18 protein-coding genes, 1 tRNA gene and 2 pseudogenes are annotated in these 12,014 nt (G+C 63.3%); 9 read left to right on the forward strand and 12 right to left on the reverse strand.

Annotated features, from left to right (window positions below):
• Positions 1-97: 97 nt before the first annotated feature.
• Positions 98-1,045: an acetyl-CoA carboxylase carboxyltransferase subunit alpha gene (locus BRX43_RS19005; protein ID WP_125996640.1), complete on the forward strand. Its 948-nt coding sequence runs from the start codon at positions 98-100 to the stop codon at positions 1,043-1,045.
• 78 nt (positions 1,046-1,123) lie between these two features.
• On the opposite strand, the gene BRX43_RS19010 is transcribed toward BRX43_RS19005, so the two are convergent.
• A complete protein-coding gene (locus tag BRX43_RS19010) occupies positions 1,124-1,300 on the reverse strand; it encodes a Flp family type IVb pilin (protein ID WP_125996654.1) in 177 nt (58 codons plus the stop codon).
• A 141-nt stretch (positions 1,301-1,441) separates the two neighbouring features.
• The gene (locus BRX43_RS19015) at positions 1,442-1,633 is read right to left on the reverse strand and encodes a Flp family type IVb pilin (RefSeq protein ID WP_125996641.1); all 192 of its coding nucleotides are present in this window, start codon (positions 1,631-1,633) and stop codon (positions 1,442-1,444) included.
• A 33-nt stretch (positions 1,634-1,666) separates the two neighbouring features.
• Here BRX43_RS19015 and BRX43_RS19020 point away from each other — a divergent pair, with 33 nt between their 5' ends.
• The 4 genes from BRX43_RS19020 (at position 1,667) to BRX43_RS20625 (ending at position 3,403) form a co-directional block, all read left to right on the forward strand.
• Complete coding sequence (locus BRX43_RS19020) at positions 1,667-2,098, forward strand: (deoxy)nucleoside triphosphate pyrophosphohydrolase (protein WP_241215080.1); 432 nt, start codon at positions 1,667-1,669, stop codon at positions 2,096-2,098.
• A 108-nt stretch (positions 2,099-2,206) separates the two neighbouring features.
• A tRNA-Gly gene (locus tag BRX43_RS19025) sits at positions 2,207-2,280 on the forward strand.
• A gap of 146 nt (positions 2,281-2,426) precedes the next feature.
• Positions 2,427-2,882 carry a hypothetical protein gene (locus tag BRX43_RS19030; RefSeq protein ID WP_125996642.1) on the forward strand — a complete coding sequence of 152 codons (456 nt, stop codon included), beginning with the start codon at positions 2,427-2,429 and terminating at the stop codon, positions 2,880-2,882.
• Positions 2,879-3,403, forward strand: a complete 525-nt coding sequence (locus BRX43_RS20625) for a hypothetical protein (RefSeq protein WP_206433294.1) — start codon at positions 2,879-2,881, stop codon at positions 3,401-3,403. Before BRX43_RS19030 ends, BRX43_RS20625 begins: the two co-directional genes overlap by 4 nt.
• 88 nt (positions 3,404-3,491) lie before the next feature.
• Here the strand turns inward: BRX43_RS20625 and BRX43_RS19040 are convergent, their stop codons facing one another.
• From BRX43_RS19040 to BRX43_RS19060, 5 genes are all read right to left on the reverse strand, one after another.
• Positions 3,492-3,734: a hypothetical protein gene (locus BRX43_RS19040; protein ID WP_206433295.1), complete on the reverse strand. Its 243-nt coding sequence runs from the start codon at positions 3,732-3,734 to the stop codon at positions 3,492-3,494.
• Positions 3,735-3,737: 3 nt separating this feature from the next.
• A complete protein-coding gene (locus BRX43_RS19045; RefSeq protein ID WP_125996643.1) occupies positions 3,738-4,097 on the reverse strand; it encodes a helix-turn-helix transcriptional regulator in 360 nt (119 codons plus the stop codon).
• Positions 4,094-4,408, reverse strand: coding sequence for a hypothetical protein (locus BRX43_RS19050; protein ID WP_125996644.1), 315 nt, complete (start codon positions 4,406-4,408; stop codon positions 4,094-4,096). Before BRX43_RS19050 ends, BRX43_RS19045 begins: the two co-directional genes overlap by 4 nt.
• Positions 4,409-4,815: 407 nt before the next feature.
• A complete protein-coding gene (locus BRX43_RS19055) occupies positions 4,816-5,799 on the reverse strand; it encodes a radical SAM protein (RefSeq protein ID WP_164523685.1) in 984 nt (327 codons plus the stop codon).
• On the reverse strand, positions 5,796-6,389 hold the full coding sequence (locus BRX43_RS19060; RefSeq protein ID WP_125996646.1) for an isochorismatase family protein: 594 nt from the start codon (positions 6,387-6,389) through the stop codon (positions 5,796-5,798). The genes BRX43_RS19055 and BRX43_RS19060 overlap by 4 nt, the downstream gene beginning before the upstream one ends.
• A gap of 62 nt (positions 6,390-6,451) precedes the next feature.
• On the opposite strand from BRX43_RS19060, the gene BRX43_RS19065 reads away from it, so the two are divergent.
• Both BRX43_RS19065 and BRX43_RS19070 read left to right on the forward strand, forming a co-directional pair.
• Entirely contained in the window at positions 6,452-7,162 is a 711-nt protein-coding gene (locus tag BRX43_RS19065; protein WP_125996647.1) for an NUDIX domain-containing protein, read from the forward strand.
• Between the two features lie 74 nt (positions 7,163-7,236).
• Positions 7,237-8,020: pseudogene (locus tag BRX43_RS19070) on the forward strand (hypothetical protein); the annotation flags it as partial.
• 489 nt (positions 8,021-8,509) lie between these two features.
• Here BRX43_RS19070 and BRX43_RS19075 read toward each other — a convergent pair.
• The 4 genes from BRX43_RS19075 to BRX43_RS19090 form a co-directional block, all read right to left on the reverse strand.
• Positions 8,510-9,166 carry a hypothetical protein gene (locus tag BRX43_RS19075; RefSeq protein WP_125996648.1) on the reverse strand — a complete coding sequence of 219 codons (657 nt, stop codon included), beginning with the start codon at positions 9,164-9,166 and terminating at the stop codon, positions 8,510-8,512.
• 106 nt (positions 9,167-9,272) lie between these two features.
• The gene (locus tag BRX43_RS19080; protein ID WP_125996649.1) at positions 9,273-9,875 is read right to left on the reverse strand and encodes a hypothetical protein; all 603 of its coding nucleotides are present in this window, start codon (positions 9,873-9,875) and stop codon (positions 9,273-9,275) included.
• 110 nt (positions 9,876-9,985) lie between these two features.
• Positions 9,986-10,249, reverse strand: coding sequence for a BrnA antitoxin family protein (locus BRX43_RS19085; RefSeq protein ID WP_125996650.1), 264 nt, complete (start codon positions 10,247-10,249; stop codon positions 9,986-9,988).
• The gene (locus BRX43_RS19090; RefSeq protein ID WP_125996651.1) at positions 10,239-10,502 is read right to left on the reverse strand and encodes a BrnT family toxin; all 264 of its coding nucleotides are present in this window, start codon (positions 10,500-10,502) and stop codon (positions 10,239-10,241) included. The genes BRX43_RS19085 and BRX43_RS19090 overlap by 11 nt, the downstream gene beginning before the upstream one ends.
• 165 nt (positions 10,503-10,667) lie before the next feature.
• Between BRX43_RS19090 and BRX43_RS19095 the strand changes: the two genes are divergently transcribed.
• On the forward strand, positions 10,668-11,219 hold the full coding sequence (locus BRX43_RS19095; RefSeq protein WP_125996652.1) for a hypothetical protein: 552 nt from the start codon (positions 10,668-10,670) through the stop codon (positions 11,217-11,219).
• Positions 11,220-11,257: 38 nt separating this feature from the next.
• Positions 11,258-11,752: a hypothetical protein gene (locus BRX43_RS19100; RefSeq protein WP_206433296.1), complete on the forward strand. Its 495-nt coding sequence runs from the start codon at positions 11,258-11,260 to the stop codon at positions 11,750-11,752.
• Positions 11,753-11,904: 152 nt separating this feature from the next.
• On the opposite strand, the pseudogene BRX43_RS20630 reads toward BRX43_RS19100, so the two are convergent.
• Positions 11,905-12,014, reverse strand: a pseudogene (locus tag BRX43_RS20630) (IS630 family transposase); the annotation flags it as partial.

The following is a 12,014-nucleotide window of genomic DNA, read 5'->3' on the forward strand; positions in this document are numbered from 1 at the left end:
GATCTACACGCATGTCGAGACCGCAAGGCTGGTCGAACTGGTTCAAACGAACCATCCGCTCGTTGACCTCGACACGACCCGGTCCTAACCGCCAGCCATGTTCACTTTTCTCGACTTCGAAAAGCCGATTGCCGAATTGCAGGGGCGGATCGACGAACTGCGCGACAGCGGGGCGAATGGCGGTGTCGATATCGCCGCCGATGTGGCGCGGTTGCAGGCGAAATCCGACAAGCTGCTGCGCGACACCTTCGCGCGGCTGACTCCCTGGCAGAAGACGCAGGTCGCGCGGCATCCCGAACGCCCGCACTTCAAACATTATGTCGCCGGGCTGTTCGAGGAATGGATCCCGCTGGCCGGCGACCGCGCCTTTGGCGACGATCAGGCGATCATCGGCGGTTTCGCCACCTTCCGGGGGCGCAAGATCCTGGTGATCGGCCATGAGAAGGGCGACGATACCGCCAGCCGGCTCAAGCATAATTTCGGGATGGGCAAGCCCGAGGGCTATCGCAAGGCGATTCGCCTGGTCGAACTCGCCAGCCGATTCGGCCTGCCGGTGGTGACCCTGGTCGACACCTCGGGCGCATTCCCGGGCATCCAGGCGGAGGAGCGCGGCCAGGCCGAGGCGATCGCCCGCTCGACCGAGGCGTGCCTGAACGCCGGCGTGCCGGTGATCTCCGCCATCGTCGGCGAGGGGGGGTCCGGCGGCGCGATCGCGCTGGCGGCGGGCAACCGGGTGCTGATGTTCGAACATGCCGTCTATTCGGTGATCAGCCCCGAGGGCTGCGCCTCGATCCTGTGGCGCACGGCCGACAGGGCGCCCGACGCGGCCGAGGCGATGCGCGTGACCGCGCAGGATCTGAAGCAGCTCGGCGTCATCGACACGATCGTGCCCGAACCGCTGGGCGGCGCGCACCGCGATCACGGCCGCGCGATCGCGAAGCTGGGCGATGCGATCGAATCGGCGCTGGGCCAGCTCGCACCGCTCTCGCCCGAGCAGCTCACCCGCGAGCGCCGCGCCAAGTTCCTGGCGATGGGTCGGCTGTAAACGCAAAAGGGCGGCGGACCCGTCGGTCCGCCGCCCTTTTGATCGCCTCGGACAGGAGCCGAGGCGACGCTGTCAAGGTCAGTTCGTCGACGCCTTGGTCATGTTGCCTGAGACCGAGTTGAAGGTCGCGCCCAGGTTCTTGCCGAGGGTCGACATCGCCGAGATGGCGGCGACCGCGATCAGCGCGGCGATCAGACCATATTCGATGGCCGTGGCGCCCTTGGAATTCTTAAAAATCTTGCGCATGTTCTGCATTGCGATCTCCATGGTCACGAAGCTTCAGTTACCCGGCCGAGCCGGGGGAAGACCGGATCGACAATCGCATTCCTATCGCCGGCAGGTTGAGAAACACTTAAACTTGCGGCTCGTAGGGTATTGATAACCATCAATGTTTCGTCAGCGGGCCTTGACGACCTTGGTGCTGACATTGTTCCACATGGTGGTGGTCGTATCCGCGACGCTGCCCAGCGCCCCGACCATCGCCAGCACGATCAGGGCGACGATCAGGCCATATTCCACGGCGGTGGCGCCACGACGATCGACGAACAGGCGCCGGCCGGCGCGCAGCAGGGAGCGGAGCGGGATCATGGACCGGCGGGATACGGGAGGAGAGCTTAAGGAATGACCAACGATATCATGATCGTGGTCGCGGCGGCCCTGATCGACGCCACCGGTCGCATCTTGGTGCAGCAACGTCCGCTGGCCAAGGCGCATGGCGGCTTGTGGGAATTCCCCGGCGGCAAGGTCGAACCGGCAGAGCGGCCGGAAGCGGCAATCGCCCGCGAACTATCGGAGGAATTGGGCATCCAGGTCGAGATGGGCGCGCTGGAACCGGTCAGTTTCGTTGCCGGTGGCGAGCCCGACCGGCCGTTGTTGTTGCTGCTCTACGCCTGCGACCGATGGGTGGGGCAACCAGCGGCTCTGGATGCCGTGGCGCTGCACTGGGACATCCCCGAGGCCTTGGCGGCCCTGCCGATGCCGCCGGCCGATTACCCATTGGCCGCGGCACTGGCGCGCTGGCTTGTCGTGGAACCATCGCGGAAACGGCGTTGACGACCGTGTCGGACCTGTGGCAAGCGCCTGGCACATCGAAGCGCTCGGCATGCCGGACGTCGACGATGTCCCACTTTGCGGTCGGAAACGGCGTAAGAGCAGGTGTTGGCGGGTGTAGCTCAATGGTAGAGCAGCAGCTTCCCAAGCTGAATACGAGGGTTCGATTCCCTTCACCCGCTCCATCACGGCACTAAACCCACGGATTTCCGCCATTCCGGCGTCCGGCCGCGCTTTGCGGGACACCTGGCTGTAGCACCAAGCTGCACACACGCCGCCGTCGTCCGCCCGCAACCGAAGCCCGTGCCGGCGACCGGACGAGACGTGGGACGTGGCCTCGATCACCTATTTGTGCCGACGCGGTGCGCGCTATTACTACCGTTGCCGCCTGTACCAGCGGAGCGTCGTCAACCATCCTATAAGCATCTCGCTCGGTAAGGCCGATCCGGTCGAGGCACGTCGCCTCGTCCCCCGGCTGTCCGCCCGATGGGAGATGATGGCGATGCAGATGTTCAACCGGTCCAGCCCCGGTTTCCTCCAGGCGCAGGAACTGACGCGTATCTTCCGCGCAGGGCTCGACGAGGAGTTGGGGCTGGCGATGGCCTCCCATTTCGATCCCCCCGACGCGCTGGAAGGGAACCGCCGCACATTGCGGGTGCTGGAGGCGGCCTATCGCATTGCCGCACGTCTGCCCGCCGATGCGGACAGCGTGCCGGAGACCATCGTCAACGAGATGACCGACGGCTTCTTGGATGGGTTAGCGCAAAGCTGTGGACGGTGCCGATGAAGTTGCGGTCGCTGCCGCCGATACCAAACGCGGCAAGCCGGGTTGGTTCCGTCGAGCGGATCCCAGTCGGTCACCGCTGCGAAGGGCAGGCCGAGACTGGCGGCGAGCTTCACATAGGGCGTGAAATTGACCCCCGCGACATTGCAGACGGTAATGCCGAGCCGGTCGAGACTGTAGCCCATTGCGTCCGCAAACGCCGGCATCAGCGCTTCCTCGGCGTCGCCCTCGACGAAGATCACGCCGCGCGAGAAGAGCAGTTCCAAGCGCGTCGCGGTCAGATAGCGTTCGACGTCCTCCAGCTCGTCGTTGGTCACGGGCAAATTGGCGAGCGAATAGGCGAGCGCCTTGCCGCCCAAGGATTTCAGATGAACAATGGCGCGCAGCGGCGCGACTGCGGCCAGAGTCGGCGAATGACTGGTGACGATCAGCGCTTGGGCGGGGTCACCGGCGTTGAACAGCTTGTCGAATACGCCGCGCTGGAGCTGCGGATGAAGGTGCGCCTCGGGCTACTCGATGCATAGAAGCGAGAAATTACGCTCGTTTTTGGCGCGGCGCCAGGCGAACTCGGCGAGCTTAAGCGCAATGAGCGCGACATTGGCCGAACCGAGGCTATGGTCCAAACGGGCGCTTGCTGGAGAGATGGATGCGCGGCGGCGAGCCGCGCTGGTACATCCCTTCCATGTTGATGTCGTTGAAGGTCACGCGAACCCCGTGCGCTTCTGCAATCGAATAGATGCAGACCGAGCTGATCAGATCCTTGCCGGCTTTCAGCCGCGCCGTAATCGCTGCCTTCATGGCCTTGTCTGCCAAGGCGCGGCGGTTGTGCATCATCGTCTTGGCAAGCGCTTTCATTGGTTAGGCTCCTTTCTCGTCATCGTCGGACTTCATGGCGGCGATGAGCTTCAGGAGGCGGTCGAGGTCATCGGGCTTGAGTTTGCTGAGCTCGCGAGCAGCGAGCTGCAGCTTGGGATCGTCGGTCGCGGCACGTTCGGGCGCGTTGCCCAGCAGCCACGACAATTTGGTGTCGTAGAGGTCGGCGAGCTTCGCGAGTTCGTCGGCGGTAATCCGGCGATTGCCGGCTTCCATTTCGGAGATTGTGGGGCGGTGCATGTTCATCAGCTTGGCGACCTGACCTTGCGAGAGGCCGGCAGCCTCACGCGCGGCACGAAGGCGCGTCGGAAGTGTCGCAGTCTTATCCGAGGGTGCGTCAATCATCCCGCCACGGCCTCTTCGGCTTCCTTGGCGTCCTGCGCTTCAAGGATCTTGCGAACGAGCGCGACGGTCTGGTTGATCGCGAGCGGCACTTTCGTGTCGTCATCGACAAAGATGTTCGCTTCGCACGGGATGGACTTGCCCAGCGCGATGCCGAGCATGCCGGCAGCGACCGGCCAGACCTTGCTGGTGAACTTCGGCAAGGCTTCGGCGGGCTTCGTGCCCCCGTCGATCGTGGGGCAGTCTTCGCCGCTCAGCGTCTGCACGGTCTGCAGCACTTCGATCAGCTTGGCCTTGATAATGTTAGCGTCCATCGCGATTCTCCGTCTCTTACGGATGGTAAGATATTCTTACCATCCGTAATGTCAAGAGTGCGGCGTTTCAGTTTGGGCATGGCAGTATCAAGCGGTCGCGGTCGCGGACGCCGCCATCGCCATTCCAATCTCAATATTCGCTACGATAATCGGAGGTGAAACGGCAGCTCTTTGCACAAGCTGCCGTTGATAGCTCAACCGGCGAACGTCGCGATCCGGTCGACTTAAATCGAAGCTCGGCCGATGCGTCCTGGCACTTTGCTGCCCTTGTCAGGTAACATGCCGAACGGTCGGTTTCGCCGCTAGCGGATGTTCATGCTTCCCCAACCAACCATCGGAATGCGACTTGAGCTGGGCCAAGAGTAGTCGATCGAAGCTGGCGAACGCTTGAAGGCCCATAGCCCACCTCATAAAACCCTAGTCGCCAGCGGTTCGAATTTGGCAAATTGCTGGGTGCTTGGGCAATCGGCGCAGTCTCGATGCGCATTGGCGCGCTGATACGATCTCAGGCGCTGCGGCAAGGCGCCAAGATCGGCGGGGCTTTGCAAATCGTCTACCGAGACCCCGAAATGCTCGGGCGCGAAGCTGCAAGGCGCGACCCGGCCCGCCTCGTCGATGAACAGGAAGGTCTCGGCCACCCGGCAATCGATTATGGGAAGCGGCCGGCCCGCCACGCTATCCGCAAACCGTTCGAGATAGGCTGCACTACCCACCAAGGTCGTCCCCATCTGGCGAAGCTCGGAGCGCAGCCGCGGTACTTCGCCCGCAAGGCGTGCAACGTCATCAGGATGCAGGCGATGGCCGGGAAAAAATTCGGGCCGGTCGCGCCCGCCCAGCTGGTTGAAGCTGATCTCGTCCACCCCCCAGCCGGCGAGTATACGGCATAGCTGGCCGAAGCCGGCAACATTGTCGCGCATCAGCACGATATTGACCCTGACCTTGAGCGCCGCGCCCGCAGCGTCACGTTCTCCCACCAGCGCGGGCACCGTCTGTGCGAGTTTGGCGAATGCGCCGCGCCAACTGCGCATGGCATCGTGGAAATCGGACATGCCGTCGATGCTGATCGTCACCTCGCGATAGCCGCGCACCAGTTCCGCGCGGACCTGGGGCGCGCCCAGACGGGTACCGTTGGTGGTCAGGCTGAGATCGACACCCTGTTCGGCGGCCCGCGTGTCCAGTTCGGCGCGGGGCGCCCACAACAGCGGCTCGCCGCCAAGCCAGCTGAGCAGCACGGGCTGTCCTGTCGCTTCGCGCCAAGCGCCGAGCAGGTCGATGAACCGCGCGACCCTGACCGGGTCAGCTTCCTCGCGCGGCAAGCCCAGGCGCTTGTCATACGCGCAGAACGGGCACGCCAGATTGCAACGATTCGAGACGCGCCACAGGACGATCACGCCGCCGTCTCCAGCCGCACCGCCGCGTTCGTGAAATCCTCGGCAACGACTTGCTCGATCGGCCGGGCGATCCCGCGGGTCAGCCCCGTTGGCAGCTCGACCGAAAACCCGCGCGCCACAAATCCTTCGATCGCCCAGCGCACGCAATAGTCGGCAGCGACGCCAATCACCGCCACCTTGCGCGCACCACGCCCGCTCAGCGACGCGAAGAAGGCGTCGCGGGCCACGGTCTCGCCCGTGGTGATGGCCTCGATCGCGACATCGGCCTCAGCCCACATGTCGAACACGCCTTTCTCGAGCCGAAAGACCGGAATCGCCGGATCGACGACACCGGAATCGAGGATATTCACCCACCCCGGCGTACCGTGCACACAGTGTAGGGGAAACTGTTCGGCCTCGGCGGAGGCGGGATAGGCCTCGGCCGAATGGGTGTCGAAGGTGAACAGCGCACCCGCCGTATCCGCCGGCCGGAGCGATGCCAGCCAGTGCTGCATTGGGGCAATCAGCGCCTCGGCCCCGGCGACCGGCAGCGCGCCGTCCGCACACATGAAATCGGCCTGTGTGTCCACCACGACGACGAAGCGTTGCATAGTCCTACCTCCTGCGAGTCCGACTCGACATATATCCATGTCAATTATAAGTAAGGTGCATTATGGATATAAGCGGTGATAGACAGTTTCTCAGCGACTATGATCCGGCGGCATATGATCGCCCGTCGGTTACCGTCGATCTTGTGCTGCTCGGCATGCACCGTCGGCGGCTGTCGGCGTTGCTGGTGCAGCGCGTCCAGCCGCCGCAGACGGGGTATTGGGCATTACCCGGCGGGTTCGTCGGGATCGACGAGAGCCTGGACGCTGCCGCCGCGCGGCTGCTTCGCGACAAGGTGGGCTTTGACAGCGCCCATCTCGAGCAGCTCTACAGCTTCGGTGCCGTCGATCGCGATCCGCGGATGCGCGTGATCGCCATTGCCTATCTGGCATTGCTCCGCGAGGATCAGATGCAGGCGGCCGTGCGTGCGGGCCGGGTCGCCATCGCGGCGCTCGAAGGCGAAACGGTGGCGGCGATCGGCGAGGACGAGGCGGCGCTGCCGTTGGCCTTCGATCACCAGGCGATCCTGACACTCGCGCGTGACCGGCTTCGCGGCAAAATCGACTATTCGGACCTGGCCTTCGCATTTCTGCCTCCGCGCTTCACGCTGCGCGCGCTCCAGGACGTGCACGAGGCGGTCCTCGGCACATCGCTCAACAAACCCGCCTTTCGCCGCCGCATGCTCGATCGGGGCCGGCTGGTGGCGACCGGCCTGCGCGAGGACGAGGCGTCGCATCGCCCCGCCGAACTGTTCACTCTCGGCAGCGCCTGCTGACCAGCCCGGAGCCATCGATGGTCTATACCGATATCGCCACGCGCACCTACAACCATGGCTAGCGGCTCGATCCGATCGTACGCAGTCTGCTCGACACCGATTTCTACAAGCTGTTGATGCTCCAACTGATCTGGCGGCTCCACCCCGACACCCAAGCGACCTTCGCGCTGATCAACCGCACCCGCTCGGTCCGCCTCGCTGACGTGATCGACGAAGGCAAACTGCGCGCGCAGCTCGATCATGCGCGCACGCTGCGGCTGAGCAAGAAGGAACTGATCTGGCTTGCCGGCAACAGCTTCTATGGCAATGCGCGGATGTTCGACCCCGAATTCCTCGCCTGGCTGAAGGATTTTTCGGCTCCCTGAATATGAGCTGCGCGTCGTTGACGGCCAGTTCGAGCTGCAGTTCGCTGGGCCGTGGACGCACACCACGATGTGGGAGATTCCAGCGCTGTCGATCATCAATGAGCTGCGCGCCCGCGCGGCGAAGGCCGGCAAGGACCGCTTCGCACTCGACATTCTCTACGCCCGCGCCAAGGCCAGGATGTGGGACAAGGTCGAGCGGCTGCGCCGACTGCCTGATCTCGTGCTTTCGGACTTCGGTATGGACGTCGATTCGATCGAGGCAACCTATCGGCATTTTCACGGCCGGGTGCGCACCAGCTTTGGCTGGGGCACCAACTTGACCAACGATTTCCGCGACTGCGATCCGGACGGCGGCACCGGACTGGCGCCGATCTCGCTGGTTTGCAAGGTCGTCAGCGCCAACGGTCGCCCCGCGGTCAAGCTCTCCGACAATCCTGCCAAGGCCACTGGCGAGCCGAAGGAGATCCAGCGCTACCTTCGGGTTTTCGGCAACGCGGATCCGCGCTCTTTCCCACCAGCGCCTGCAGGTTCATCGTATCGTCGGTCATCGGGGTCTCCGTCGGTTGAGTGTCGTAACCCAAATCTATCCGAAGATCGCCGATGGCCACCCCTCAGCTACACCACCCTGCGGGGCGCAACCCGCCATCATGCTTCGCCGGTCACGAGTGATGCAAAAATCACGGATTTCGTATCAGGCCAAGAACGGCAGGAAGCTGAGGGCTTCGGCGATGCAAAAGGCTGATGCACCTGAGATGCCGGTCCATTGGTCAGTTTTCGAGGGTATGCCTCCAAAGCGGAAGGTCCGCTTTCCTCTCAAACTCGGACTCCCGCATCAGTCTGTTTCGGAACAGGGTACAGCTGGCGCATGCATTGCACGTCGAGCGATGGTCAGGAGCAGGCCGGCATGGCGCGACGGAAGGCACCTCCCGCCACCACGACTGCCTCCTCACAGCGCGCCGAACCGACGCCCTGGATCACGATTTCAAGGCTGGGCTGTCCTGGAGAAACATAGGCTCACCGCCCACATCCAGTCGGCGCCTACAGATGCACAGTCCGGTCGCGTCGACGCGGCTAATCTCGCGACTTCAGTAGCGAAATTCACTTTGGCCTGATCGCGGCCGCCACATTGGGCCCAGCTGCCGCTGCCCAGCCCGGACCGATCGGCGGTGCCAAAGCGCAGAACCCAGCCATGACAGACGGGCGGCACCGGCGGCTCCGGATCATCCGCCTTTGGCGGATCCCAGGGGACATAGGCCTCCGGCTTGAACAAGTTGCCCTGTAACTTCGTCAGACGCTTCCAGGCGCCTGACGGCAGCATGGCCGGGGGCGTGACGCCGGTCCGGTCGATCACGCGCAGTGTCACGGAACCGTTGGCCAGACGTTCGATCTCGACACCGGTCACCGGCATCATCCATGGTCCTGTGAACAGGACCCGCTTGACCATGCGATGCTCGCGGGCGACCGCATCGAGAGGCTGAAACCCGGCCTGGACGAACAGTTTTTGCTCAAACCGGACCTGGTACTTCTGATTGCGGAGGAAATCGGCACGTTGCTCGGCCGAGCCCTTGGGCGGATAGTCATCCACCTGGGGGGCAGCAAGCGATGCCAGCAGCATCGGCAGGACGACGAACTTCGACATTGTAATCCCGTCCGATGGTTATCCGAGCTTTTTCATTGGCTTGCCCGAAAACGCAGCGCATTGGCAACATGGTTGTCCTGATGGTGGAGATCTTGGATGCCGATGATCAATGCCGGCGGAGGCGCCATTTTCGGATCGCTTGCACTCCGGCAAGAAGCACCGGCACAGCACCAACAACCGGCCACGCCATCTCCCAGCCATGGGGGACATCAACCTTCGTCGCCATGTCCCAGGCGAAACCGACGCCCATCAGCGCGAAGAGCGCCAGTTGACCGTAGGTGATCTTGGAGAGGGCAAGCGCACGCGCGTCGTCCTTGCTCAAGGCCGCGCCTTCCGGCGCTCGGCGTTCCAGCGCGCGCGATGGAGCACCCCATATCCGGTAAAATGCCACCAGGAACAGCGAAAGGATCGCGATGATACCGCCCCAAATCGCGATCTGCCCGGCGAAGCTATCGATATCCGGAATGCGCCAGACGGTCAGCAGGCTTAGGCCGACCATCGCCAGGATGATCGACCAAATGGCATAGCGGGCGCGTTTGTTGAATGCCGCTATGAAGTCGTCTCTTTCCAGCTCGCTGACGCGTACGGGCACACCTGTCTGATTTTTTGCGATAGATAAAGCTGTGCCCGTCGGTCGAGAACTGATCGGCGAAGGATTGCCGCATTTGGTCGAAATGAGCGTTTCCGAACATCCTGAAAGTCTAGCCATGCGTCGGCCACATGCAATGCCGGCGCGCCGCGCAGAGCGGGCATCCGTTCGCTTGCTTCGATCGAGACATCGCGTCTGGTCCACATGGTGGCGGTCGACGGGGCAGGGGGTTAGGGGGCCGCGTCGCGCAGCGCCTGGTTGATGCGGGTCTGCCAACCGGCTCCCGTGGCGCGGAACCGTTCCAGGACGTCATTGTCGATGCGCAGCGACACCAGCGTCTTGTCCGATCCGGCGGGGCGGCCGCGTCGCTTGCCAAAGGCCGCCAGCACTTCGGGTGGGAGCAGGTCGGCGGCCGGCCTGGCGCGGGCGAAGTCCGCATCCGTCCATTCGGGATTGTCGTCGTCGAAGACGACCGGGGGCTTGTCAGAGACCATGGCGGCGCATCTCCTTCTCATGAGCGCGGCGGTAGCTGATCGCGCGGATCTCGTTCGACCGGACGGCGAAGACCAGGCACCGTGCCTGACCATCCACCCGGCCGAACGCACGGAAGCGGGCTTCGCCATAGTCGTAGCGATCGTCCGCGACGACCAGGGCATTGGCGAGATCGAACCCGGCGGCGTCCGCTAGCGACAGGCCATGCTTGGCGATGTTCGCGGCGTCCTTGGCGGGGTCGAAGGTCACTTCCATGGGCTTTTGCGTAGCTACGAAAATGGGCGCTTGCAACAGATTTCGTAGCTATAGAAAAGGCCCGGCTCGAGTGACCGGGATGGAGGGGCAAGCTACCCAATATCGAGTATGTACACGCATGGGTCTTGGGACGCAGTATTCATGCCTCCCATAGGGGAACAGGTCATGAAAAGCACGGCACTTGCGGTTACGCTAGCCCTTTCATTAAGTGGATGCGCCAGCACGATCGAAGCATGGAAGGGCCGACCCTGGGGCTCGCATAACTTCCGGGCACAAAAGATCTATGTCGGCTCCGCGGATCGACGCATCTCGATCACGGGCGAGAGGGATGGCAGCGTCATCATTTGCCCGGAGCTATCACCTGAAGTCGCTGTATCTCGTAGCGCACAATCGACGCCGTCCTTATCGATCAAGGAAGCGCAGACGCTTTCATTCGCCGACGCGGTCACCGCTTTGCAAATGAAGGGGCATGAACTGGACGCGTCATCGCAAAAATATGCTATGCTTCACTGGACGCTTTGCACCGCGTACCTGAACTCTACGATCGATAAGCCGACCTATCAACGGGAGCTCCTCGCGCTGGTGGCCGATGGAAGAACGGCGATGCTGTCGCAGGCGACCGCTGCGAAGGATGTCGGCATGGCGTCAGCAAAAGCCGGTGCGGCGGCCGTCCCGGCTGCGGCTCCGGCTGCGGCCGTTCCAGCTGTGGGCAAGTGACCGTGGTTTCGTCTCCGCGATTTGCTCGCACCATCCTTTTGCTGACCGCGATCTGCGCCGGATCGGGGCTGCTTGCCGCCCGACAGCCGAAAGTTTCCTCGCATTCGGATGCCGAGCAACTGGGGGTGAGCCAGGCGCAGGCGGAGATGCGCGACTTCGCTAACACGGCGCTCGCCGCTGCGGCAGAGAGCAAGCGTTCCTTCCCCGCTTATGCCAAATGGAACCGGGCCATCGCAGCTGCGGTGGCAGACGGCATGTCACCGAGCCGTCTGTCGCGAGTAGATGATCCCTTGCGGCGGCTGGAGCCCGAGCCAGAACGATTATCCGCCGTCTCGAAAGCGGCTGAGTCCGAGCTTGCTGCGTTTCTGCCGCCCACGCCTCCCGGGAAAGATCTTGCTAAGATCAGCGCTTTCAAGAAGCGCACGCGGCCGACGTCGCTGACCATCAACCTCTTAACGCGTTTTGCGGGTCAACCAGCATTGGTCCGGTCCGCCGCCGGCCGGGCTGTCGCGACCTACAAGCTGCCGGGGTAGCGAAGTCCGGATCGCTGGGCCCGGACCGAACATGGTCTAGATTTCTCCTATCCCGAATCCCGCGCTTTCCCCCCCGCCTCGCCCGCCCGCTTTTTATGTCGCTTTCGGTGCAGCGCACGCATCGCAGGAAGCCGGCCTAGACCATGATGACATCAGGCTGACGCATATCCGGAGTTGCGCAGATAGTTGCGGCACTCGTCTGGTGAGAAGGCATTGAGGAGCGATCCGACACGGCGCCATGTTGCTTCATGGGATCGCTCTG

The sequence above is a fragment of the Sphingomonas sp. S-NIH.Pt15_0812 genome (genome assembly GCF_003951315.1).
Lineage (GTDB): Bacteria > Pseudomonadota > Alphaproteobacteria > Sphingomonadales > Sphingomonadaceae > Sphingomonas.

Bases quoted from the DNA above. Each gene is read 5' to 3' on its own strand.
- BRX43_RS19005 (WP_125996640.1), top strand. From the start codon at position 98: ATGTTCACTTTTCTCGACTTCGAAAAGCCGATTGCCGAATTGCAGGGG.
- BRX43_RS19010 (WP_125996654.1), bottom strand. From the start codon at position 1,300: ATGCAGAACATGCGCAAGATTTTTAAGAATTCCAAGGGCGCCACGGCC.
- BRX43_RS19015 (WP_125996641.1), bottom strand. From the start codon at position 1,633: ATGATCCCGCTCCGCTCCCTGCTGCGCGCCGGCCGGCGCCTGTTCGTC.
- BRX43_RS19020 (WP_241215080.1), top strand. From the start codon at position 1,667: ATGACCAACGATATCATGATCGTGGTCGCGGCGGCCCTGATCGACGCC.
- BRX43_RS20625 (WP_206433294.1), top strand. From the start codon at position 2,879: ATGAAGTTGCGGTCGCTGCCGCCGATACCAAACGCGGCAAGCCGGGTT.
- BRX43_RS19040 (WP_206433295.1), bottom strand. From the start codon at position 3,734: ATGAAAGCGCTTGCCAAGACGATGATGCACAACCGCCGCGCCTTGGCA.
- BRX43_RS19045 (WP_125996643.1), bottom strand. From the start codon at position 4,097: ATGATTGACGCACCCTCGGATAAGACTGCGACACTTCCGACGCGCCTT.
- BRX43_RS19050 (WP_125996644.1), bottom strand. From the start codon at position 4,408: ATGGACGCTAACATTATCAAGGCCAAGCTGATCGAAGTGCTGCAGACC.
- BRX43_RS19060 (WP_125996646.1), bottom strand. From the start codon at position 6,389: ATGCAACGCTTCGTCGTCGTGGTGGACACACAGGCCGATTTCATGTGT.
- BRX43_RS19065 (WP_125996647.1), top strand. From the start codon at position 6,452: ATGGATATAAGCGGTGATAGACAGTTTCTCAGCGACTATGATCCGGCG.
- BRX43_RS19075 (WP_125996648.1), bottom strand. From the start codon at position 9,166: ATGTCGAAGTTCGTCGTCCTGCCGATGCTGCTGGCATCGCTTGCTGCC.
- BRX43_RS19080 (WP_125996649.1), bottom strand. From the start codon at position 9,875: ATGGCTAGACTTTCAGGATGTTCGGAAACGCTCATTTCGACCAAATGC.
- BRX43_RS19085 (WP_125996650.1), bottom strand. From the start codon at position 10,249: ATGGTCTCTGACAAGCCCCCGGTCGTCTTCGACGACGACAATCCCGAA.
- BRX43_RS19090 (WP_125996651.1), bottom strand. From the start codon at position 10,502: ATGGAAGTGACCTTCGACCCCGCCAAGGACGCCGCGAACATCGCCAAG.
- BRX43_RS19095 (WP_125996652.1), top strand. From the start codon at position 10,668: ATGAAAAGCACGGCACTTGCGGTTACGCTAGCCCTTTCATTAAGTGGA.